The sequence below is a fragment of the Rheinheimera sp. A13L genome (genome assembly GCF_000217935.1).
In the GTDB taxonomy this organism is placed as follows: Bacteria; Pseudomonadota; Gammaproteobacteria; order Enterobacterales; family Alteromonadaceae; genus Pararheinheimera.
The window spans coordinates 76,981-100,181 of the sequence record NZ_AFHI01000010.1; the positions used below are offsets into that span (position 1 = coordinate 76,981).

General features: G+C 46.4%; 18 protein-coding genes. 15 read left to right on the plus strand and 3 right to left on the minus strand.

Features of this window, described 5'->3' with window-relative positions; translation table 11 throughout:
* Positions 1 to 318 precede the first annotated feature (318 nt).
* From RHEIN_RS06720 to recD, 15 genes are all read left to right on the plus strand, one after another.
* On the plus strand, positions 319 to 852 hold the full coding sequence (locus tag RHEIN_RS06720; protein ID WP_008898223.1) for a lipocalin family protein: 534 nt from the start codon (positions 319 to 321) through the stop codon (positions 850 to 852).
* Between the two features lie 470 nt (positions 853 to 1,322).
* Positions 1,323 to 1,559, plus strand: coding sequence for a hypothetical protein (locus RHEIN_RS06730; RefSeq protein ID WP_008898224.1), 237 nt, complete (start codon positions 1,323 to 1,325; stop codon positions 1,557 to 1,559).
* Positions 1,560 to 1,659: 100 nt separating this feature from the next.
* A complete protein-coding gene (locus RHEIN_RS06735) occupies positions 1,660 to 2,079 on the plus strand; it encodes a hypothetical protein (protein WP_008898225.1) in 420 nt (139 codons plus the stop codon).
* A gap of 89 nt (positions 2,080 to 2,168) precedes the next feature.
* On the plus strand, positions 2,169 to 2,474 hold the full coding sequence (locus RHEIN_RS06740; RefSeq protein ID WP_008898226.1) for a hypothetical protein: 306 nt from the start codon (positions 2,169 to 2,171) through the stop codon (positions 2,472 to 2,474).
* Positions 2,475 to 2,564: 90 nt separating this feature from the next.
* Positions 2,565 to 2,960: a hypothetical protein gene (locus RHEIN_RS06745; protein ID WP_008898227.1), complete on the plus strand. Its 396-nt coding sequence runs from the start codon at positions 2,565 to 2,567 to the stop codon at positions 2,958 to 2,960.
* Positions 2,961 to 3,026: 66 nt separating this feature from the next.
* A complete protein-coding gene (locus tag RHEIN_RS06750; RefSeq protein WP_008898228.1) occupies positions 3,027 to 3,368 on the plus strand; it encodes a DUF6694 family lipoprotein in 342 nt (113 codons plus the stop codon).
* A gap of 108 nt (positions 3,369 to 3,476) precedes the next feature.
* The gene (locus tag RHEIN_RS06755; protein ID WP_139056423.1) at positions 3,477 to 3,797 is read left to right on the plus strand and encodes a hypothetical protein; all 321 of its coding nucleotides are present in this window, start codon (positions 3,477 to 3,479) and stop codon (positions 3,795 to 3,797) included.
* Between the two features lie 119 nt (positions 3,798 to 3,916).
* Entirely contained in the window at positions 3,917 to 5,011 is a 1,095-nt protein-coding gene (locus RHEIN_RS06760) for an AraC family transcriptional regulator (RefSeq protein WP_008898230.1), read from the plus strand.
* 111 nt (positions 5,012 to 5,122) lie between these two features.
* A complete protein-coding gene (locus tag RHEIN_RS06765) occupies positions 5,123 to 5,761 on the plus strand; it encodes a DUF2306 domain-containing protein (protein WP_008898231.1) in 639 nt (212 codons plus the stop codon).
* Positions 5,758 to 6,531, plus strand: a complete 774-nt coding sequence (locus RHEIN_RS06770; protein ID WP_008898232.1) for a MipA/OmpV family protein — start codon at positions 5,758 to 5,760, stop codon at positions 6,529 to 6,531. Before RHEIN_RS06765 ends, RHEIN_RS06770 begins: the two co-directional genes overlap by 4 nt.
* A 476-nt stretch (positions 6,532 to 7,007) precedes the next feature.
* Complete coding sequence (locus tag RHEIN_RS06775) at positions 7,008 to 7,256, plus strand: type II toxin-antitoxin system prevent-host-death family antitoxin (RefSeq protein WP_008898233.1); 249 nt, start codon at positions 7,008 to 7,010, stop codon at positions 7,254 to 7,256.
* On the plus strand, positions 7,256 to 7,579 hold the full coding sequence (locus tag RHEIN_RS06780) for a type II toxin-antitoxin system RelE/ParE family toxin (RefSeq protein ID WP_008898234.1): 324 nt from the start codon (positions 7,256 to 7,258) through the stop codon (positions 7,577 to 7,579). The genes RHEIN_RS06775 and RHEIN_RS06780 overlap by 1 nt, the downstream gene beginning before the upstream one ends.
* Positions 7,580 to 7,722: 143 nt before the next feature.
* The gene (recC, locus tag RHEIN_RS06785; RefSeq protein WP_008898235.1) at positions 7,723 to 11,205 is read left to right on the plus strand and encodes an exodeoxyribonuclease V subunit gamma; all 3,483 of its coding nucleotides are present in this window, start codon (positions 7,723 to 7,725) and stop codon (positions 11,203 to 11,205) included.
* Positions 11,202 to 14,912, plus strand: coding sequence for an exodeoxyribonuclease V subunit beta (recB, locus tag RHEIN_RS06790; RefSeq protein WP_008898236.1), 3,711 nt, complete (start codon positions 11,202 to 11,204; stop codon positions 14,910 to 14,912). The genes recC and recB overlap by 4 nt, the downstream gene beginning before the upstream one ends.
* Positions 14,905 to 16,806 (plus strand): exodeoxyribonuclease V subunit alpha, encoded by a 1,902-nt coding sequence (recD, locus tag RHEIN_RS06795; RefSeq protein ID WP_008898237.1) that lies wholly within the window; start codon positions 14,905 to 14,907, stop codon positions 16,804 to 16,806. The genes recB and recD overlap by 8 nt, the downstream gene beginning before the upstream one ends.
* On the opposite strand, the gene RHEIN_RS06800 is transcribed toward recD, so the two are convergent.
* The 3 genes from RHEIN_RS06800 to RHEIN_RS06810 all read right to left on the minus strand — a co-directional run bounded on the left by RHEIN_RS06800 (position 16,803) and on the right by RHEIN_RS06810 (position 23,182).
* Complete coding sequence (locus RHEIN_RS06800) at positions 16,803 to 19,811, minus strand: ATP-binding protein (protein ID WP_040554675.1); 3,009 nt, start codon at positions 19,809 to 19,811, stop codon at positions 16,803 to 16,805. The two genes, recD and RHEIN_RS06800, sit on opposite strands and share 4 nt — an antisense overlap.
* Before the next feature lie 259 nt (positions 19,812 to 20,070).
* Complete coding sequence (locus tag RHEIN_RS06805) at positions 20,071 to 21,192, minus strand: HDOD domain-containing protein (protein WP_008898239.1); 1,122 nt, start codon at positions 21,190 to 21,192, stop codon at positions 20,071 to 20,073.
* Complete coding sequence (locus RHEIN_RS06810) at positions 21,182 to 23,182, minus strand: EAL domain-containing protein (RefSeq protein ID WP_008898240.1); 2,001 nt, start codon at positions 23,180 to 23,182, stop codon at positions 21,182 to 21,184. The genes RHEIN_RS06805 and RHEIN_RS06810 overlap by 11 nt, the downstream gene beginning before the upstream one ends.
* Positions 23,183 to 23,201 lie beyond the last annotated feature (19 nt).

Sequence of the window (23,201 nt, forward strand, 5' to 3'; positions counted from 1 at the left end):
GGCCGAAGCGGGGAAAACAACGGAAAACAGCAGTGGTTGGCCCGGGTTTTCCAGCTCGTTACGATACAGGCTTGTCCTGGCAGTATCAGTTAAGAACCAAGTAAAATGTGTCAAAAGCTTAAACTACAGCAGCTCTGTTGTACTGGCTGCAAAGCGACTGTGCAACAGAGCGTCACTGTCATTTTGCTTGAATAAATTCTGCCAGTGAGTTCAGCCTTAGTGATCGGGGCTAAATCTATTGAAGTACAGCGACAGAAGCGTTAGCTTTGAACTTAGCTCAGTGCATTGAGGCGCAGGCTGTAAATAGGTGGAAGCATAGTGAAAAGATTAGTGGTGGCAATAGCGGCGTTTGTTTTAAGCGGCTGTTTGGGCATGCCTGAAATGGTAAAACCAATATCAGGTTTTGAGCTGAATAATTACCTGGGTAAATGGTACGAAGTGGCCCGACTGGACCACTCATTTGAACGAGGCTTAAATCAGGTTACGGCAGAATACAGTCTGCGACAAGACGGTGGCGTTGCCGTTGCCAACAGGGGGTATTCGGAGGCAGAACAAAAATGGAAGGAAGCCGAAGGAAAAGCCTACTTTGTGAATGATGTGACAGAGGGATATTTAAAAGTATCGTTTTTTGGTCCATTTTATGGCTCTTATGTTGTCTTTGAGCTGGACAAGGAGAATTATAGCTACGCTTTTATTTCAGGCCCTGATACAGATTATCTGTGGTTGTTGTCACGCTCGCCCTCTGTTTCGCCTGAAGTCATGGACAAGTTTGTCAGTATGTCAAAACAACGCGGTTTCGATACCAGTAAGCTTATTTACGTGCAGCACCCCCAGGTCGCGGACAAAAGCTAAGAGTGCAGCCTAGCTCAAGGGGATCAAGCCAGCTGAGGCTGTTAAGTGAGTTGCTGAATACAGTCCACTTGTTTATCCCTTTTGTGCACTGCTGATTTTACCCATATTGCTTTGCAAGGCCGACTGCTTGTAGTACATAGCGCCTGTAGTGCTTTGGGTGTGCATCTGGACGAATACACAGCGTTATTTGCTTTCACTATAAAACAGGCACCTTTTGGTCAAATGAACAGGCGCGTTTATTTGTTGCTGAAGAAGGAAAAATCTTCTAATTTAGAACCTTAGAGCGGACCAACTTAAAAATAACAGGTCAGACAAAGGTAATAATGTGCCAGCACGCTTTGGGCCAAAGCTGGCAGTAACAGATTAGGATTAGTTGTTTTTTATCAATAATTTAAATTTTATTTGTCATTTGGTTTAACCAGTGAAAGCATGCTGGCACAATATATAAATGTTAAATGCTCTTGGAAATTATGAAGCACGAACTTTGGATAGAGGATGAAGATGGACAGACATTTTGTTTGGCTGGCCCTCATGGCGATAGTGCGCGTCGCTTGCTGGAGCCCGGAGCAAAACTTGTCTGGACATGTGAAGCATCATCTTACTTTGAGGCCATGACAAAGTACTATGAGTATATGGGCTGGGGGGAGTACAAGAGCGATTACCCAGAAGAAGATAAAAAGGCTTATTCCGAGCTAGGCTGGGAGTAATTGCATTTAACAAGGCCAGGCACGGCGAGGTCTTTTCCGTTGCGGCTTCGCCTTTACTACAAAGCCGCGCGTGCTGGCGGCGTCAAATGGAGTTGCATCTATGAACAAAGTTTTCAATGTCCTATGGAATTTTGGTGCTGCACTATTCTGGTGTGGGCTTGTGTTGTATTTAGGTATTTGGGGGCTGGGTTCACTATTGTTTAGCGGTTGTTCATTCGATGAGTATAAAGAGGTGCTCTCGCCAGACAGAAAAATGCGAGCAGTCGTGATAAATGCAGATTGTGGCGCTACGACAAATTGGCAAACTCAAATTTTCGTTGAAAAACTGGATGGAAGTAAAAAAACAGGTAATGTTATTCGGCTTGATGGGCATCCTAAGGATCTCGATTTTGCTATTTCATGGCTGAAGAAAGATGAGCTGTTAATCTCTGATTTTGAATTTGAAAAAATGCTTGAAGTTAAAAAACAGGACTGGGGACCTGATTTTGTGAGAGTGTATTTTAAAGTTAAAAGCGGCTAACAATCGCAATCAAAACGCCGCTTCGCGGCTCGACTCGCAACAAGTTGCTCGCCTGTGTGGCGGGCGCTGCAACTTTTCAAAGGATACTCATGTTTGGCACTACAACTAAGCATAAAGTTTTTTCTGCAATCTTGCTTTGTTTGGCTATAGCTACATTAGCAAACACAGTGTTTGAAATTTATGAGCAAAGTTCAGTAACAATTGATGTTGTAAAAGATTTTGGTTTGTTTTTAGTTCTTGTATCAATTGCTTTATTTCCTGAGTTTTTTTCCTCGAAGGCATCAAAGGCATTTAAATCAGACGGAAAAAGCAAGATAGAAAAAATCTCAGAGCAGCTTCTTATGAGTGGTTTTTTCTTGTTTGGAATCGCCGTTGTTATAGACATCGCGCTTTAACAAGCTCCAGCACAAAGAGCCTTAGGCGCTCAGTGCGCAAAAAGTTGCTCGGGTTTGTGGCGGGAGTTAGCACTATTACAAGGATTAAATATGGTCACCAAGAAATTGGTTAACTACGGTGCTCTCACTCACTTTATTTTGTATGGTCTGGTATTTTTTGTCTTTCTCCTGAATCAATACACTGTACCAGATAACTATGTTCATTTTTTGCTGAATTTTCTGGGGTTGAGTTTTATTGGGCTAACTACTGCAAAAAGTCATCTGGTCAATTGTTTCGCCTTTTCTGCGATTGTCAGCAGCACGCTCTTGACTATTGCATCCCTTCTTGGTGCAGTCATATCAGGTGAATTTCTTATGGTTTTTGCCGGATATTTTTTTGTGTGTTGGGGTATTGCGCTAGCCAACACCATTTGGGGTAAGGTGTTTAACTTCAGAGCTAATAATCAAGTTTTATCGCCAGCAAAAAGTGCTGATTGTGACAACTAGCTTGAAAAACGCCGCCGATGCGCGGTTTGTCAGGCTTAATTCGCGTTGTATTTATAGGGAGATTCAATGAAACATATAGTCTTTGCCTTTTTTATTACTCTTGTTGCTGGTTGCGCCAGCACAAAAAGCGATTATGTATTTGATGGTTCTACAGTTGAATCAACAAAGCAGGGGGTTTCTGATGTGACCAAACGCTTGAAGCCTTCTGAGCAATTGGCGTTTTTAAAGGCTCTAATGGCAATACAGTTTTCAGATGTTAGGAGTGTTTATGACATATTAGATGACCCTACTATGACTGACGAAATGAACTATTTCATTATTGGTAAAAAAATTGACGGTTTAAATTACTACGAGGTTTTAGAGTTAGCAAAATCCTCACCGACAAAAGTCAGTGTGTCTTCAAAATAAATAGAACAAGGCGCAATACTCGCAGTCTTCGGCTGCCGGGACGTCAAAGGCTAACACGTTTGTCCGCCCCTGTGTTTTGCGTGTGTGTCGGGGCAGCCTGCGCTGTGTATGAGTTATTTGTTTTACGGAGTAGAGAGAGTGGATGACAGCATAGGTGTATTGATTAGTTTTTTAATAGTAGCTGGCATAGGTATTTACACCCAGCTAAACACCTATCGTAAAAAAATTCGCTTTCTGGAAGTCAAAGTAGATGCTTTGATTAAGCTCACAGGTATTGAGTTCGATGACCGCAGCCTGGTTCCTGTTGAAGTTAACAAGGCTATCAAAGCTGGTCAGAGGTTAAAAGCCATCAGGTTATATCGAAAAATTACAGGTGCAGCTTTAAAAGAGGCATCAGAAGTCGTAGATGCGTTGCTTAAAAGCAGATAACCGGAACGTTCAGCTACTGCGATGCTCCCATGCCCGGTCTTATAAATTTAACGGTGCTGATAAAAGCATTTGCGGTAAACTCCAGCGAGGACTGTCCATATTGATCGGCGAGTAAACTTGTGTTCGATAACCTTCTGTCACTCTTATTTTTTGCCGCAGCTATGCAAGGTTTTTTATTAGCGGGCGTATTGGGGCTGCATAAGCGCAATGTTCAGGCGAATCATATTTTAGCCCTATGGGTGGCGCTTTTATCTATGGATTTGTTAGGGCAAATTTATTACGCGGAAAATATTTACAAACAATACCCGGAATTCATAGGCCTGACTAATTTCTTACCGCTTTGTTATGGCGGCTTCTTATTCTTGTATGTTCGCAGTCTTACTCTGGCGAAACCGCTGCGGTGGCAGGACAGCATACATTTTGCTGGTTTTTTTATAGGCGTACTGCTCAACCTGCCTGTCCTGCTGCAAAGCTCTGCGGACAAACTGCAATTAGTTGAACATATTATTGCCAGTCGGGTGCCCTGGCATTTTGAAATCGTCGATCTGTTTATGCCTTTGTACGCCACAGCCTACGCGATATTCAGCGGCATCCTGCTTTGGCGTTATCAACACTCTGCCGACAGCCGCATGTCAGGGTTGCCGCGGCTGCGATGGTTGCAAAGGCTGTTGATTATCAACATGATTATTTGGCTGGTGGTCTGGATCTCCACTTTGACACCCGTCCTCTACATTAAAATCGACAGTCAGGTGATTTATCTGTTGGTGAGCCTGCTTATTTACATCATGGGCTATACCAGCTTGCACCAGCCCGATATTTTTGCGGCGGTAAAAGAGAATGGCACCAAATACGGTGACAATCGCTTACCCGATGATTTGCGGGGACAAATTCTGACCGTGCTTGAACAACATATGCGCGACCATTCCCCCTGGCGCGCCAGCAATTTTAGCCTTGTGCAATTAGCTGAGAATACAGGCATTGCCAGCCACCATATTTCACAGGTGCTGAACGATCACCTCGGCCAATCCTTTAATGAATACTTGAATCAATTCCGCATCAATGCCGTTTGCCAACGCTTGCGTGAGCCTCAGTCGCAAAATTTACTCGACCTCGCGCTCGAATGTGGTTTCTCTTCTAAATCCAGTTTCAATGCCATTTTTAAGAAGCACACCAACCAAACCCCCTCGGAATACCGTAAGAAAGTACAAGACTAAGAGTTTGTACGTCCAATCTTAGAATTCAGGACGCTTAAGCAAGGCCGCATCAGCAAGATAAGCACAAATTAGCGCACCAGCGCTCAGTGCTTATCTACTCAGGACTTGCTTATGCCCGGCTTGCTACACCGCGCCCTGCAATACAGATTCAAAATTGTACTGCTGATGTTCGCCTTCGCTGTGACTGCTTATTCCCTTGGCTACCACTGGATTTACAGCGACAGTGATGAAGGCTTCATCGCTGAATTCCGCATCCTCAATCCCTTTTTGCTCTACGCGCATTTTGTCGGTGGCGGCCTGGCTCTTAGTCTGGGTGCAATTCAGCTCTGGACCAAAAGGCCTTCGCGTTTACATCGGTGGTTGGGGCGGGCTTATTGCCTCTGCGTCGTAGTTGGTGCCATTGGCGGAGCTTACCTCTCTTTTTATTCGCACCTGGGAGCCATCACAGGTTTAGGCTTTTTTATCGCTGCTGTTTTATGGCTTTGCACCACTTTTATAGCCTTGCGATTTGCACTTGCCCGCCAGTTTGAAGCACACCGCCGCTGGATTTTGCGCAGCTTTGCACTCAGTTGTGCCGCTATCAGTTTGCGGGTGTTGTTGCCTCTGCTTTCGCTCGTTTTTAGCTTTGATACCAGCTACGCCCTGGTTGCATGGCTTTGCTGGAGCATCAACCTGGTCATCATTGAAATTTATCTTTTTTACACTCTAACCCGCGCTAAAGCGCCAATCACTGGAAGCCTTACCTTATGAAAAAATACTGTTGTTTTATAGGCCTTATGGGTCTCAGTTTTTTTACCCCTACTATTTTTGCCCAAACGACTCCTGGCCAAACTCAGCAAGCCGAATTCGCTCTGGGTATTGGTGTGGCGAGTTTTCAAACTGCCCAAAAAGGAGTCAAAGCCAAACAAATTGCCATGCCGCTGGTTTCTTACCGGGGTGAACGTCTTAGCTTTCAGGTGACGACACTGAGCTACAAGATGGCAGAATTTGAAGGTGTAGCACTTAGTGCGCTGGTGTCGGGCCGCATTCAGGGTTATGAAGCCGCAGACAGTCCTTATCTGCAGGGTATGAAAATGCGTTCAGACACAGTGGATGGTGGAATTAGTGTCGATTGGAATGGCTTTAGCCTGTCTTACAAACATGATCTGTTGTCCAAACACCAGGGGGATGAAGTTGCACTTTTCTATAGCAAAGGCTTTGATTTCGGCAAATTACAACTGATAACAGGTGCAGGCATGACCTGGCAGAGCAAAAAGCTGAATCAGTATTATTTTGGTGTGAATGGCAGTGAAGCTCAAAATTTGGTGGTGCAAGGCCAGGTATTCAATCGCACAGAATACCGGGTAGACGCAGCCTTAGTACCCAAAGTGAATGCCATGGCTATTTACTCCTTATCACCATCATGGGCGTTAATAGGTGGCGGCGAAGTAGAAGTTTTACCAGAGGAAATTACCGACAGCCCCATCATGGGTGAAAAAAATGCGTGGGGTGTTTTTCTGGGTATAGTACGTAATTTTTAAAGCCCACTGTTTACGCGATTACCACTATCAGCTGGTCATCGCGTAGCAGAGCTTTCATTTGGGCCAAGCTAAGGTTGAGCGCGCATGATCTGAAAAAGCTGAATTAGACATCGGGGTGAGGAAATTAGCCAACATGACTGACAAATAAAAGTTTTGTGACAAACAAGCAGCCGATTATGCCAGACGTGCGGTGAAAGATGAAGCCAGTTATCAAGACGTGGGAAAGCCAAAACGGGTAGATCTATTCTCGCTACTTAAATACCCGAAGGTCAAATTCAAACTCCTGTTTCTCCGCTTTTGCCAGTATTTCGCTTAAAGCCGGGTGCTTTGGATTGACACTATAGTTGTGATCGCGGGGTGATATGGAGGAGGGGACTTGCAGCAACTTCATTGTGAAGTGACCACCATTCTGAATTTGCATAAATCGAACGATTCGACTATTTTGAGCGATAACTTATCCACTTTTGGAGCCAGCCGTGATTTCTTTAACCGCAAACGAAGCAAAAACTAAGTTTGGCACTATGTTGCTTACTGCCCAATCGGAGCCCGTAGAGATAGTGAAAAATGGTACTTCTGTTGCATTTGTAATTTCAGCCAAAGAGTATAAAAAGCTGGAGGAGATGAAAATGGAGCTGGTCAAAGCTCGTTTTCAGAATATCAATGAAGACGACTTGCGGGACGGTCAAAGCTTTTTTGACGAATTGGATTCCGGAAAGTATGACTGATGGCAAAAACTCCGTTTTTACTTCGTGGCCATGCCCGAGCTGATTTGGTGGCTATACGTAAATACACAGTCGAAATCTGGGGCAATGACCGGTGGTTGAGCTATAAAAAGGTCCTGCTGCAAAAGCTGCAGACCCTTGCCGATCATCCTGAAATGGGAATTCAACTAAAAGACGTTGCTGATAATGCCTATAGATTTCCGCTAAAAGATCAGGTGGTGTATTACCTGAAGCGAAAATCAGACGTGGTTATTGTCGGCATACTGTCTAATAGTATGGCTCCTGAACAGCATGTATTGCGTCAGCAGGATTTGACTCAGGATTAAGTTCTCTATTCCTAATATTTTACCTCTCGGTCTATTCCCCCTAATTTCATACAAAACCCAATAGGCGTATGCAACTCACTGTGGCAAAATCAGTTTTCTAGCTTAAACAGCAAACTAATAAACAATAACGGAGTACTGTCGCATTGGCACTTGAGCCTGGTTTTTTAGTGATCCATTCCAATCAGCTGGAGCAGCTGCGCTCGCTTCTGGTGCAGTTTTGTCAGCGTTATCCACTCTCGCCCTTAGAGCTGGAACAGGTGCTGGTGCAAAGTAATGGTATAGCGCAGTGGCTCAAACTCGCTTTTGCCGCGTCCCCAGATGAAGCCGATCCTTTTGCTCGTGGTTTAGGCATAGCCGCTGCTATGCAGGTGCAGTTGCCGGGCCGTTTTATCTGGAGCATGTATCAGTTGGCGCTGCCAGAGCAGCAACTGCCTGATTTATCAGTCTTTAGTAAAGACAGTTTACGCTGGCGTATTTTTCGATTATTGCCTGCTTTAGTCACACAAGATGAATTTGAGCTGCTGCGCCGTTTTATCAGTGACGATAAAGACCAACAAAAACGCTCACAGCTGGCATTGAAACTGGCGGATTTATTTGACCAGTATCAGGTGTATCGCGCCGACTGGCTGGCTGATTGGGCCAAGGGGCTGTATCGCTTAGCGCAAATGGATGGTGAGGCGAAAGCAATGCCGGATGATCAGCTGTGGCAGGCCAAACTCTGGCAAGCGATTTTGGCAGAATTGCCAGCTGAACAGCAGCAACAAAGCCGGTTTTCGTTGCATCAGGCCTTTTTACAGCAAGTAAAAAGCTGGAAAAAAGCGCCAAAGAATTTACCACGCCGGGTCATTATTTTTGGTATTTCGTCTTTGCCGCAACAAATGCTGGAAGTGTTGTCGGCACTTGCGCCTTATTGTCAGATTTTATTGGCGGTGCTGAACCCTTGTCAGCTGTACTGGGCTGATATTATTGCCGAAAAAGACAAAGTAAAAGCAGCGCAAAGACGCCAGCCACAAAAGGCCGGTTTTTTACCTTTTGCCAGCGCCGAGCAGTTATCAGGTCAGGCGCAGCCTTTGCTGGCGGCCTGGGGTAAACAGGGGCGGGACTATATTCGCTTGCTGGATCAGTTTGACGAAACTGCCGCTCATAAAGAGCTGTTTGCGCATCAAAAAGTCGATTTATTTGAAAGCCCCAACACCAGCCATTTATTAGGTCAGTTGCAGGACGATATTTTGCAGCTGCGATCCATCACAGAAACCCAAAGCCAATGGCCAGCTTTAACAGCTGAAGCGGCGCGCAGCATTAGTTTTCAAAAAGCCCATAGCCCGCTTCGCGAAGTGGAAATTCTGCATGATCACCTGCTGCAGCTGTTTGCCCAAAACCCAGAGTTGGGTGCTAAAGATGTGATGGTGATGGTGCCGGACATTAATTTGTATGCGCCTCTGATTGAAGCTGTGTTTGGCAAAGTGCCGATGGGCGATTTGCGTTATATCCCTTACAGTATTTCTGATCAAAACAGTAAAAAGCAGCAGCCGTTATTACAGGCGTTGGACGTGCTGTTAAGCCCGGAGCAACAACGCTTAAACGCCAGTACAGTCTTCGATATGCTGGATATCAGCGCCTTGCAGCAACGTTTTGGTTTAAAAGCTGCCGCTTTACCTAAGATTAAACAGTGGATTGAAGGGGCAGGTATTCGCTGGGGGCTGGATCAACAGCACCGTCAGCAACTGGGTTTGCAGCACGGTTTTGAGCAAAACAGCTGGCTTTTTGGTATTCGCCGTATGTTATTGGGTTATGTGGCGGGTGATACAGCGCCATGGCAAGGCATAGCACCTTATGCCGATGTAGCGGGTTTAGAAGCCGCCGAACTTGGTCCTGTGCTGGTCTTGCTGCAAAAAATCAACGAGCTGTGGCAACAACTGGCGGTAAAACGTAGCCCGGCCGACTGGCATCTGCTTTTTACTCAGCTGTTGCAGGACTTTTTTGCGCCAGACGAGCTGGAAAGTCAGCAGTTAGTGCAGCAATTGCAGCAGCAACTGCAAAGCTGGCTCGACAACACCACAGGCGCTGATCTTGAAGAAGAATTAAGTTTACAAATTGCCCGTCAGGCGGTGTTAGAACCTGTGCAGGCTGGCGGTTTGCAGCAGAAGTTTTTCAGTGGACGTGTTAATTTCGCCACTTTGCTGCCCATGCGCTCTATTCCTTTTGCGGTGATTTGTTTGCTTGGCATGAATGATGGCGCTTACCCACGGGTGCAGCAGCGGCAGGACTTTGATTTAATGGCGCTTGATTATCGCAGTGGCGACCGCTCGCGCCGTGATGATGACCGCTATTTATTACTCGAAGCTTTATTGTCGGCCCGTCAGCAACTTTACATCAGTTGGGTAGGTTTTAGCGTTTTTGATAACAGCGCCCGGGCACCTTCTGTGCTGGTCAGTCAGCTGCGTGATCATTTGTCTGCAGGCTGGTCCATGCTTACTGGGGTTAATGGGGCAGATGGCTCTGACTTATTAGAGCAAATCACCTCTGAGCATCCGTTACAGCCTTTTAGCCGCCGTTACCGTGAGGCAGGCTCAGGCCTTGTTAGCTATCAACAGGAGTGGGCCAGTTTGCATCACAAAGCCGGGGCTGCTGTGAAGACACAAGCGCTGCCAGTCCTGAACGATTTGCACTGGACTTTAAAACAAGCCAGCGACTTTATGCGTGAACCGGTGCGGTTCTTTTTTAATGAACGTTTAAAAGTACGGCTGGAATTGCCTGAACTGGCCAGTATTAACGATGAAGTGTTTGCTTTGGATCCGCTGGAACGCTGGCAAATGCAGCAGCAGTTGGTCGCAGAGTTAAAACGTAGTGTCGAGCAAAGTCAAAACGGGCAACATAACTGGCAACAACAGACCGAGCAACAGCTGGAGTTATTCCGCTTGCAAGGCCGTTTGGCTGTGGGTTCTGGCGCTGTGTTAATGCAACAGGATTTAGTGGCAGGGCTGGAAGAGTTAGCCGCAGGCTATCAGCAGTTTTTAACGGCCTATCCAACAGCGGACGTTGGTTTTTATCCGCTGCGTTTTGTTTGTCAGCAGGGCGAGCTTGCCGAACAGCTCACTGGTTTCCGACAAGGCCCTCCTGACAAAGGAGGTTTAGCTTACGCCGAGCTATTGCCAACAGCCTTGATTAAAGACCGCAGTATTGTCTGGCGGCATCTGGTCGCACCTTATCTGAAACTACTTTTATGCTGCGCCAGCGGTTTGCCGCTTACGCTTTATGTGCTTTCCAGAGTGGGCCAACTGGTGTTGCAACCTATTGAAAAACAACAAGCGCAAATGCAACTCGGGCAGATTTTACAGCTGATGCAACAAGGGCTATCAGAGCCTTTAGCGCTGGAATTTAGTGTAGGTGTTGAACTAATGAAACAGCTGGAAAAAGGCGCAGCTGTGGATGACAAACTGCTGTCGAAGCTGGAACGTGTGTATACAGGCGATGACTTCAACAATGGAGCCTTACAACGTAGCCCTTATTTGCAGCGCGCTTTTGCAGACTTTGATGCGCTTTGGCAAAAGGGCCAATTAGAAAAAAATGCCAGTGCTTTATACGCTCCTTTGCTCGCCGTAAACTACAGCGAGGTATCAGCATGACTGACGCTATAACACCTGCCATAACCAATCTGGATTTATTATCTTTCCCTTTATCCGGCAGTCAGTTGATTGAAGCGAGCGCTGGCACAGGCAAAACCTTTACCATCGCGGCTTTGTATTTACGTTTGGTGTTGGGGCACGGCTGTGAGAAAGCCTTATTGCCGCCCGATATTCTGGTGGTAACTTTTACCGAAGCTGCAACCCAGGAGCTGACTGAACGTATAGGCCAGCGTTTAGCCGACGCCGCCCGTTATTTTAGAGAGCAAACTGACTCTTTAAAAACAGGGCTGGCCGATCCTTTTTTACAAAGCCTGCGCAGCGAATTTACTCCTGAGCAGTGGCCACATTGTGCTTATCAGTTAGAGCTGGCGGTGCAGTATCTGGATGAAGCGGCCATTTCGACTATTCACGGCTGGTGTAATAAAGTACTGGCCGAATTTGCGCTTTCCAGCGGTTATTTGTTTGAACAAAATCTGGTGACAGACGTAGAGCAGTTGCAGTTGGATGTGATCCGGGATTACTGGCGTAATTTTTATTACCCCTTGCCGGAAGAGCATATAGCCACTGTTTGGCAACTACTGCAAAACCCTGAAACCTTGCGCAAAAAAATACTGCCGCTGATAAGTCATCTCGCATTATTTACAGAACCTGCGACACCGGCTTTGTTATTGCCTGAACTAAAAGCGCAGCGTAAGCAAAAGCTGGCAGAGTTAAAAGCGCCCTGGAACAACTGGGTCAGCGAAATCCGTATTTTGTTGCACGGCGCTATTGAGCGCAAAGAAGTGGATGGCCGCAAATTGCAGGCGAGGTATCTCGATAGCTGGCTGGCTAAATTGGTGGTTTGGATCACTGATGCCGACATGGTTGATCCGGATTTACAAACAGGCCAAAGCCGCTTAACCCCCCAAGGTTTGAGTGAGGCTTTTAAAGACAAAACGCCACCCAATCATCCGGCTTTTGAGGCAATGGCAAAACTGGCGGACGAACTGGCAGCTTTGCCGGATCCACAGCAGGATTTAGTGCTGCATGCCGCCTTTTGGTTTGCCCGGCGTTTCCATCAGTTGCAGTTAGAACGCTCTGAACTTGGTTTTGATGAGCTGTTAAGTCGCTTGCAGCAAGCGCTGCAAAAAGATGAAGGCGGTTTACTTGCTGAGCGTTTACGGCGTAAATTTCCGCTGGCGCTCATCGATGAATTTCAGGATACAGATCCTGTGCAATATCAGCTCTTTGATGCCATTTATCAGCTCAATCAAAACAGAACAGATTGCGGCATTTTATTGATAGGCGACCCAAAACAAGCGATTTACGCCTTTCGTGGTGCTGATATTTATAGTTATTTAGCAGCCAAACAAGCCACAGCAGGAAGGCACTTTCAACTACCAAAAAACTTCCGTTCAACCATCGAAATGGTCAGCGCGGTCAATCACTTATTTAGTTATGCCGAGCAGCGTGCTTTAGGCGCTTTTGTATTGGGCCGACCGGATTTGTTGAGCTTTTATCCGGTAGAAGCTCAAGGGCGTAAAGAACGTTTTATGGTGGAGCAACACCCGGCCACAGCGCTGGAGTTTTGTATTAAAGAATCACCCGATGGCAAAGCCTTTAGTAAGGCGGCCTGTTTGACAGAAATGGCGCAGGCTTGTGCTGAGCAAATCGCAGTGTTTTTAACCGGCAGTGCGGCAGGCCATACAGGTTTTGTGAAAGAGGGTGAGTTCACCGCACTTCAAACCAGCGATATAGCTGTTTTAGTGAATAACCAGCAGGAAGCCAATGCTATTAAAAAAGCTTTGGCAGAGCGGGATTTGGCCTCAGTGTATTTATCCGATAAAGGCGCCGTATTTGAAAGCCCGGTGGCACTCGATTTATTACTCTGGCTTAGAGCTTGTGCTGAGCCACAGCGTGAAGCCTTAGTGCGTTCTGCCTTGTCGAGCTGGAGCTTGTCGTTAAATTATTCTGAGCTTGAGCAACTGCTGCAGGATGAGCTGCTGTGGGAGCAGCAACTGGCGCGTTTTGCCAGTTATCAGGCGCTTTGGCAACAGCAAGGTGTGCTGGTGATGTTATGGCAGCTGATGCGTGATTTTGCAGTGGCTGAATTTTTACAGCAACAGCCATCAGGCGAGCGGCTTTTAACTGATATTTTGCATTTAGCCGAATTATTACAGCAACGCTCTATGGATCTGGAAGGTCCGGCTGCACTTATTCGTTATCTGGCCGAGCATTTGGCTGGTCAGGGCGATTTAGCGGCTGAGCAGCAAAAACTGCGGTTAGAAAGCGACGAAGCCCTGATTAAAATTGTCACTATTCATAAATCCAAAGGTCTGGAATACCCACTGGTATTTTTGCCTTTTATTGCTTTAGCGCGCGCTGTGGATGCCAACAAAGGCCCTGTGATTTACCATCAGGATGGTGAACTGACCGTCGTATTACAAGCGAACGAGCAGCAAGCGCAACAAGCCGAACGTGAACGTTTGGCCGAAGATATGCGCAAATTGTATGTAGCTTTAACCCGGGCGCGGCATTATTGCTGGGTCGGGCTGATGCCAGTCAAAGAGCACAGCGCCATAGGTTACTTGCTATCCGATGATGCTTTGGTATCGCCTGTGGCTTTGCAGGAACAGTTATCGCCTTTACTGACACAGCCACATATTCGCCTCGCCGATAACTTATCAGAGCAGCGTACTCAAGTCGCAGTGCTGGATCAGGCCGGTGAGCTGCTGCCTTATGCCCAAATGAATCGTTCGGTCAAAGAGCTGTGGTGGATAGCCAGTTACAGCGCTTTGCTGGAGCAACACCAGCATGACAGTAAAGCGGCTGAGCTGTTTCAGGAGCTGGCGCCAGAGCAATTGCAGGATGATAGTGAGCCTCAAGAGCCTGAAGCTTTAACTATTGCTCAGGGTTTTGTCCGCGGCAGTCAGGCCGGTACTTTTTTGCATGATGTATTGGAGTGGGGCGCAGCCCAGGGCTTTGAGCAGCTTCAGCAGCAGCCGGATTTATGGCAACAAGGCCTTAAACCTTTAATGCAAAAATATGGCTTGTTGCAGCAACTGCCAGAGGATAAATGGCAAATTCGGTATTGGGCAGAGCAACAAGCGCCTTATCCGGAAGCGGAAGACTTATCCAGTGCTTTAGTGCCTGTGCAGCAGTGGCTGACTCAGCTTATCCAAACGCCATTGTGGCAAACTGGCGGGGCCAGCTTAAGCACACTTAAAGAGGGTTCGTATCGCGCCGAACTGGAATTTTGGTTAGCAGTACAACACTGCAGCAGTGCGCAGCTGGATGCCTTAGTACAGCAGTATCTGTGGCCTGAATTGCCACGACCAGCACTTCGCACCACCCAATTGCAGGGCATGCTAAAAGGTTTTATCGACTTAACTCTCGAGCAGGATGGTCGCTATTGGGTGCTGGATTATAAATCGAACTATATAGCCGATGGCCAGTATGACAGTCATGCCTTAATACAACAGATGCTGGCACACCGCTATGATGTGCAGGCCGCTTTGTATGCAGTGGCCATACATCGCTTATTACAAAGCCGTTTAGCGGGTTATCAGGCAAACGAACATTTAGGTGGTGCTTTGTATTGGTTCTTGCGTGGTGGTGAGGCTACAACCAAAGGTGTGCTTGCTGTGGATATTCCGCTGGAGTTGGTGAATAAGCTTGATGCTCTGCTGCAAGGTCAACTGGTCGCTAAGGAGCTGGCAAATGTCTGATATTGAATTGGCAGAGAAGCAACTGGAATTGCAGTTGCAAGGCAAAGACTGGCGGGCTTTGGATAAAGCACTGGTGACTTTTTTCCGCGGGCAGCAACAGTTACCCGCAGCGCTTGCGCTATTGATTGGTCAATGCAGCTTTGCGCTGGCGCAAGGCCATTTGTGTTTACCACTCAAATCTATGTCGCAGCATTCGGAGCAAGAATGGCAGGCGCTGATGGCGCTTTATCCTGATTTGTTTGAATTAAACGAAAGCCGTAATCAGCCTTTTGTGTATGCCAATAATGCTTTGTATATGCGGCGTTATTTTAGCTATCAACAGCAGATAGCGCTTTATCTGCAGCAAAGCAGCCAGCGTAGTCAGCAGCTACGCCAGGCTATCAATCCGGCGCTGCTGAAAAACTTATTGGACCCGCTGTTTCCTGTGTCAGCAACAAAAAGTGCTGAGCCTGACTGGCAACGTTTATCCTGTGCCATAGCCGCCAGCAGTAGTTTTAGTGTCATTACTGGCGGGCCTGGTACAGGCAAAACCACCACAGTAGTAAAACTGCTGTTGGTATTACAGCAATTACAGCAGCAACAAGGCGCTGCGCCTTTAACTATTCAACTGGCTGCCCCTACAGGCAAGGCTGCAGTGCGGCTTCGAAGTTCTATCCGCACTACGCTGGATAAACTGCCTGCATCGGCAGAGATGAAAAGCCAGGTGCCAACCGATGTATCGACCTTGCATAAACTCTTGGGCGCGCGGGCACAAAGCCGGCAGTTTAAACAAAATGCTTTTGAGCCTTTGGCTTTAGATTTATTGGTGGTGGACGAAGCCTCCATGCTGGATGTGGAACTGATGGCTGCTTTGTTGTCGGCCTTACCAGCCCATGCCCGGTTGATTTTATTAGGCGATAAAGACCAGTTGGCCTCGGTGGAAGCGGGCGCTTTAATGGCAGAGCTGTGTCAGTGGGCAGAGCAGGGGCATTATTTTGCGGAAACCGCAGCCTGGCTCAATCAATTATCTGCTGCCGCTATTCCGGCAGCTTTAATCAGCGCTACAGGTAAAGCGCTGGAGCAGCAAATAGGCATGCTTCGGATCAGCCATCGTTTTGATCCACAAAGTGGCATCGCCAAACTTGCCCATGCGGTGAATGCTGGTAATAGCGCTGAAGTAGCTGCTATTTGCCGCGCAGATTATGCCGACTTGCAGTATCTGGAAGCGACAGACTTTAAGCAGTTAAAACAATTTGTGTTAACAGGCAAAGCAAAAACAGAGCAAAAAGAAGCTGCTGGTTTTAGTTTTTACCTGAATACAGTGCAGCAAAGTCCGTCTTTAGAAGCAGAAGATCAGGTCATTGATTTATGGGCACAGCAAGTGCTGGCCGATTTTTCCGCTTTTCAGTTGCTTTGTGCTGTACGGCAAGGGCCTTTGGGCGTTGAGCAAGTCAATCTAAGCGTCGAAAAAATGCTGCATCAGGCCGGGCTTATTCAGCAGAGCAGTCAGTGGTACGCTGGACGGCCTGTGATGGTGACACAAAACGATTATGCGCTGGGTTTAATGAATGGTGATGTGGGTATTTGTTTGCTGCGGCCTTATCAGGGCAAATTGATGTTGGCCGTGGCTTTTGCATCAGAAGACAGCAGCAAAGCGGTGCGCTGGGTTTTGCCCAGTCGTTTGCAGCAAGTTGAAACGGCTTACGCTATTACTGTGCATAAATCTCAGGGCTCGGAGTTCCGTCATGCGGTGCTGGTATTGCCAGAACATTTTAGCCCTGTCTTAAGCCGTGAATTGATTTACACCGGTATTACCAGAGCGGCGAAACTCTTTAGTTTGATTTGTGGCAAAGCGGAATTACTAGCCAAAGCTGTGGAGCTGAAAGTACAGCGTCATGGCGCTGTGCGGCTTTAAGGATTCTCCTGTTGTATGGCGAGCAGTAATTCATTGAGTTGCTCTGCTGGCCAGACGTTCTGAGCTAAAGCCAGTTCTGTAGCAGCAGCCAGAGTACTGATGCGGTTGAAACCAAAGCAGGCCGATGTGCCTTTGATCCTGTGTAACAGCGCTGCCGTAGGATCAGGTTCTTGCAGTTGCATCAGTTGTTCCAGCTCCAAGGCTACCGTGGGCAGGGTCTCGCGGTACATAGCTGTTAATTCGTCCAGCTGTTGCTGAACATCAGTTTGCGCCTGCACTTTCTTTTTTGCTGGCAGAAATTCAGCAATTTTGCTGTATAAAACCTGAGCTTGTACAGGTTTAGTCAGCACTGCATGGCAACCTGCTTGCAGGCAAAGTCTTTTTTGCTCTACCTGCACGTCGGCAGTCAGTGCAATGACAGGGAGCTGATAGCCGAGTCGTCTGATCTCGCGGGTGGCCGTTAAGCCATCCATCACAGGCATATGCATATCCATCAGAATCAAATCAAAAGGCTCTAAAGTTACTTTTTGTATGGCATCTAATCCATTAAACGCTGTTTGTATTTCCAGCCCTGTGCTTTTGAGTAAGGTACTAAAGAGCAAACGCAAATCTGGTACATCATCTACTATCAGCACTGATCCGATAAATTCAGGAAGTTGTTGCTGGGGTTGCACACTGTTGGTGACTGATTGTTTGGGGGCTTTCAGTAAAAGCTCAGTGTGCACAGACAGTGGTATGCTTAAAGTAAATTCAGCGCCCTGATCCAGAGTGCTGTGCAACGTTAACTGATACCCCAAAAGATCAGCGAGTTGTTTACAAATATATAAACCCAATCCGGTTCCACCAAATTGACGACTGACCCCTGGGTCCCCTTGTTCAAAGGCGGCAAAGAGTTTTTGTTGCATCTCTTTGCTGATACCTGGACCTGTGTCTGAGATACTAAGTTGTAACTGGTTCTGTTGAATGGTGGCAGATAAACGTACTTCACCTTGTTGCGTAAATTTAAGTGCATTACTTAGCAAATTCATCAGGATTTGTTTTAACCGCAAAGGGTCACTGTGCAAAGTGCGGGGCAGCGGATATTTGTTATTAAGGCTAAAGTTTAAAGCCTTGGCCTGCGCTGCAGGCAGCATACTTTGATGTAATTCGTTCAGCAGAGGCTGTAATTCAAAATCCTGTAACTCAAGTGGTAATTTACCTTCATCCATTTTGGCTGCATCGAGAATGTCATTGACGATTTGCAACAAAAATTTACTCTGGCTATCAATGGTTTGTAGCTGATTCTGCAGCAGAGGGTCGTGAGGTTTGGTAAGAATTTGTTGAATAAATCCCAGGATAACAGTGAGCGGGGTGCGAAGCTCATGACTCATATTAGCTAAAAATCTGGTTTTTGTTGAAGCAAGTTGCTGCGCTTTGTCACGTTCTATGGATAGTTCAGCGGTACGCTCAGTGACTCTTTGCTCCAATTGTTGGCTAAGACCGGTTTTTTCCTCCAGAGCTGATTGCAAGGCTTTATGACCCGACTGCAATCGTTGCTGCAATGAGGTAAAGCTTGTCAGCAAATGCTCAAATTCCAGAGCTGAGTTTTTTAACACCAGCTTAGAGGGTTCAACAGAGTTTAATTGCATACTTTCAATAGCATTCACCAGTTGTTGCAGGGCGCCGGTATAACCACTGGCAAAGCGACGGCTACTGCGTGATAACAACTCAAAACCAGCCAACATCAGTAATAAAGCCGCTAACGTAAGTAACTGATAAAACAAAGCCAGATGACTGTAGTCCCATAACAACAGCAGTGGCCAGTTTGTACCCTCTATCTGACTTTCTAATCTGATTTTATTGCCTTGCTGATTAAAATGCAGATCACCAAGGCTGTGGAAAGGGCTGTGGGTTAAATAGGCTTTGGACTTTGCCACAGAGGCATGATCCAGTGCTATTTTTTGTCCTGGTTGTTGAGGCGCGGCATAGCCCCAGATTTTTATCTGCTGACCATCCATCAATACAACCTGAAGATGATTATCCTGATAACGGGGTTTAAGCGCAGTCGTCAGTCTGTCAAGCGCAACGGATAACTCTAATACACCAGAAAACTGTTGTTCTTTATACAAGGGTAAACTTAAAGCGAACAACAGATCTGTACCCAGTCTCTGGCCTTGAAAAACGTCGCTGATATAAGCCTGACCTGTGCGTTGTGGTTGAATAAAGTAGTCTCTGTGAGCAACGGAGTAACCTTCTATATCCTGCGCTGCCTGCTCTTTAAAAAATGAACTGACTACACCTGAAGCATCTGTACGTAATGCCGATATAAACTCGGGTTGGCTGTATACCAGTTGTTGCAAACTTTGTTGATCCCCAACCAGATTGGCATAACGGGATGCGAGTCTTAGTTCCGCCTGATAGGACATGAGCTTTTGTTTTAACTGACTTTCGATCTGTTGCTGTTGCATAGCAAGTTCACTGACATAACCTGATAGATCCAGCACCACAGTGCCGTGCAGCAGCGCGCTAATCATCAATGACCATGGGATTGCAGCCATAATCGCTATTCGGCTGCCTAGCTGTTTCTGCAGAGATTGCTGGCGTTTCATATGCTGGCTTGCCGATTGAAATACAAAAAGCCGGGCGAAATGTTGGAGGATCATCAAAGTTGTGGTCAGTATCAGAACACCTGGCAGTACAGCAGTGACAGGCTGGTTCTGTTCTGGAAACCAGGACAATAGCAACAGACAACTAAGGGAATACGCCAGTACCAATGTCCACTTCATCCGGACTGTCTTACTGGCAAGCACTACAACCAAGAGTTGCAATAATGAACAAAGCCAATACAAGGCTGAATCTAAAGGGAATAACACCAGGGCCGCGGAGGCCAAACCCCACCAGAGACCATAGCGCTGCAAAATCACAATAAAAGCCAGATTACCCAACAATAATGGGGTTGTCAGTGGCAGTTCAAGAGCCAGCAGGTTAGCAATAAGGCCAAATAAACTTAAAGCAGCAACATTCAAAAGTTTGTTTGAGTAACTAATGCTCTCGTATGATTCTGTTGATGTTGACATTGGAAATTAAAATTAATTGAAAAAAATGATACTTAGATAGTAGAGGTTTTGTTGGGAAATTACACCGGGTTTGTAAGATTATTTTGGTTAAAATTGTTGGCGGTTTGGACCTGTGTTCGTTTTGCTTCAAACCACGGCTATGAAATTTCTGCCAGGTACCGAATCGCCTTTGGTTTGCTTGTTTTGGCGATTGGGTAACTTGGTGCGGTTAACCGGTCTTAAGCCCTGTCAGCAGCTCTGTCCAGGCCGGATAGAGCTGAAGAGACTCAACTATGTGTTGATCAGAGTCTGTGAGTTGGTAGTTCTTATGATGAACTACTTTGTGCGCCAGCCAATGAACTACGCCAGACAATGAACTACAGTCTGCCAGAGCTTCTGGCAGTATAACCGCCTGTACTATGCTGTGTTCAAATCCCCACAGCGTAAGCAAATAAGCTGAAATCATTGAAAAATGGCACGAATCTTCATCTGACATTGAGGGTTGTTGCAAATGTTCAGCCATCCAGCCCAGACAGCCAAATAACGAGACCAAAAATGCGTAGTCTTGCATCTCAGCACCAAGTCCAGCTTGTTTACAAAGATAGCGAGCCATACAAGCCTGATGAAAGGCTTGCTCGGTAATTCGTTGATGCTGGGCTGTACTAATACGCCCCTGATAGACCAGGCTACTTTTGAGTGCCAGTACTATGGATTTTGTCATATCCAGTCCAAGTCGGCTGATGGCTTCAGTTAAGGACACTGTTGATCGGGAGAACCCCAGAAACGCAGAGTTGGCTAATTGTAAAATTCTGCTACTGACAACAGGATCATGACTGATCAGTTCTGCAACATCTTTCAGCTGAAACTCTGTGGTATTCAGCATGCTTTGTATTTTCTGATACAGCGGTGGTAATACCGGCAACACACAAAGCCGGCCAAGAAAAGCGCGTTCAGTGTTTGAAAAGTCCAGCGTCTGTAACTGTTCTGTACAGGAGAAAACCTTGAGTAACTGCTCATCGGTAAAAGGTTTAGCCAGATAAAAGTGGATTAAAGCGCTATTTTGCAGCAATAAATCGGCGGAATTGTCGGCTGTCAGTATGCAGCGTAGAGCCATTGGACAAATTTGCTGTACTTGTAGCAATAATTGCTCGCCATTCAAGCCTGGCATCAATCTGTCTGTGATAACCACATCTGGATGCAAGCCCTTAGATAATACTTCTGTCAGCAAGTGTCCGTCCTGCAAGGTTTCCACTTTCCAGTGCGGTACTAATCGGCTCAGGGTCCGTTTTAATGCTCTTAAGATTAATTCTTCATCGTCAATTAATAGCACCAGAAATTCTTTAGTTACCATAGAAGTTTTCTCCAGCGAATGGTTGCTGTCTGAGCATGTCTGTAAATAGCTGTTCGTTCAGAGGTTTACTGTAGAAGTAGCCCTGAATAAGGTCACAACCCATCGCCTGGAGTAATTGCTGCTGTTCTATGGTTTCTATACCTTCTGCTGTAACCTCCAGGCCAAGTTCATGTGCCATCCGGATGATATTGCGTACCATGCCCTGACTCTGGATGTCGCTACTCAGTTCGGTCAGCAGTGAGCGATCCAGTTTCACTTCATCAATGGGTAACTTGGTCAGATAAGCCAATGAGGAATAACCAGTACCAAAGTCATCCATTGAAATGCGTACGCCGGTCTGATGCAGGTGGGACAATACTTTGTTACTTAACTGAATATCTTCCATTAAGTAAGTTTCTGTCACTTCCAGCTCAATTTGCTCCGGTTTGATTTGGTACTCAGCCAGTAAGTGCTGCAATTGATCGCTAAAAGCAGGATCCTGTAACTGACGCCCCGATATATTGATACTGAGCCAGTCTATCTCCAACCCTTGTTGATAAAAAGAACGAAGACAACGCAAGGATTGTTCAAGCACCCAAAGCCCGATACGGATGATCTGTCCATCCCGTTCTGCGATAGGTATAAACAAAGCCGGAGAAATACTACCAAGCCTTGGATGATTCCAGCGTAGTAAAACCTCAGCCTGACGTATTCTGCCATCACGAAGCGACACTTTGGGCTGGAAGTTCAGACTAAAACCGTTGTTTTCCAAGTCGCCATACAGCGCATTACTGATTTCAAACTGCTGTTGTTTACTATCAAGAATGGCCTGTTCAAAACGCATATAAAAATGATGTTGGTTATTTCTGTTGGTTCTGCAGGCCAGATTGGCGTATTTCAGCAGCTTCTCAGCAATGATGCTGTCTTCAGGTGCAATAGCGTAACCCAGATTAAAATTTAGCTTTATCTGTCGTTCATCATGCAACAGGGGGTGATCAAAGATGGATAAACACTCGGTAATTTGCAGTTGCAGCGCCATCTCATCAGCACAATTGGTAAATATAAACGCAAATTTGTCGCCGGATAAATACGCCAAATGCTGGTGGGGTTTTAGTTGCTGCTGCAACAGCGACGCCACTTTATTAATCAGCAAATCGGTTTTGTGATAGCCCATGGTGTCGTTGATCAAGTTGAAGTTATCTATATCCAGCACTGCAACAGCAATAAGGCCGGATTTGACGGCAATATGCTGCTCTATCAGCTGACATGCTTGCTGATGAGTGAGCAGGTTACTCAAGCTGGATAGGTCAGAGCTGAACTGCGGCAGTGGCTCCAGCCGTTCCAGTTTGAGCAGTAATCTATGACCGGTAACTAATCTGTGGCTTAGCTCAATTTCATGTTGCTGATTATCCAAACACAACAACGTGTTTTGCTGGTTGCTTAGAAATTGCTGTAGTTGTTGTGCTGACAAAGTAGGTAAAAAAGCAGATAAATGCTTGGGACTTATGTTGGTCGCATCCAGTAGCCATAATTTAGCTAAGGCCGCATTGATACGTAAAACTTGGCCTTTATCATCCAGTTCCAGCAAAGCGTCCTGACTGCTGATTAACAACTGGGTATGCAAATCGGGCAGGGTCCTGCGCTTGAATTCGGTCTCTGCGTGCTGGATCTCCGATAGTAATAATTCATCCGTCCAGGGTTTTTGCAGGAATTTGTATGCAATACCTGAATTCAGGGTGTCTACCACTGCATTAAAGTCAGCGTAACCACTTAAGATCAAACCTACAATCTGTGGGTGCCTTTGTTTGACAACTTTGAGCAGCTCGTTACCACACATCAATGGCATCCGGAAATCTGTCAGCAGAATTTGCACCTGATGTTGTTGCAATAACTCGAGTGCTTCGGCACCACCACTGGCTGCTATTACCTTATAGCCTGCACGGCATAACAAACGTTCCAGGCTACGAAGCACTGCCGCTTCATCGTCAACTATCAGTAATGTACTTGTCATCCTAAGCTCCGATTTATCG

Excerpts from the sequence above, each read along its gene's own strand:
- RHEIN_RS06810 (WP_008898240.1), bottom strand. The coding sequence starts at position 23,182 with ATGACAAGTACATTACTGATAGTTGACGATGAAGCGGCAGTGCTTCGT.
- recB (WP_008898236.1), top strand. The coding sequence starts at position 11,202 with ATGACTGACGCTATAACACCTGCCATAACCAATCTGGATTTATTATCT.
- RHEIN_RS06735 (WP_008898225.1), top strand. The coding sequence starts at position 1,660 with ATGAACAAAGTTTTCAATGTCCTATGGAATTTTGGTGCTGCACTATTC.
- recD (WP_008898237.1), top strand. The coding sequence starts at position 14,905 with ATGTCTGATATTGAATTGGCAGAGAAGCAACTGGAATTGCAGTTGCAA.
- RHEIN_RS06745 (WP_008898227.1), top strand. The coding sequence starts at position 2,565 with ATGGTCACCAAGAAATTGGTTAACTACGGTGCTCTCACTCACTTTATT.
- RHEIN_RS06780 (WP_008898234.1), top strand. The coding sequence starts at position 7,256 with ATGGCAAAAACTCCGTTTTTACTTCGTGGCCATGCCCGAGCTGATTTG.
- RHEIN_RS06805 (WP_008898239.1), bottom strand. The coding sequence starts at position 21,192 with ATGGTAACTAAAGAATTTCTGGTGCTATTAATTGACGATGAAGAATTA.
- RHEIN_RS06755 (WP_139056423.1), top strand. The coding sequence starts at position 3,477 with ATGAGTTATTTGTTTTACGGAGTAGAGAGAGTGGATGACAGCATAGGT.
- RHEIN_RS06730 (WP_008898224.1), top strand. The coding sequence starts at position 1,323 with ATGAAGCACGAACTTTGGATAGAGGATGAAGATGGACAGACATTTTGT.
- RHEIN_RS06740 (WP_008898226.1), top strand. The coding sequence starts at position 2,169 with ATGTTTGGCACTACAACTAAGCATAAAGTTTTTTCTGCAATCTTGCTT.
- RHEIN_RS06765 (WP_008898231.1), top strand. The coding sequence starts at position 5,123 with ATGCCCGGCTTGCTACACCGCGCCCTGCAATACAGATTCAAAATTGTA.
- RHEIN_RS06750 (WP_008898228.1), top strand. The coding sequence starts at position 3,027 with ATGAAACATATAGTCTTTGCCTTTTTTATTACTCTTGTTGCTGGTTGC.
- RHEIN_RS06770 (WP_008898232.1), top strand. The coding sequence starts at position 5,758 with ATGAAAAAATACTGTTGTTTTATAGGCCTTATGGGTCTCAGTTTTTTT.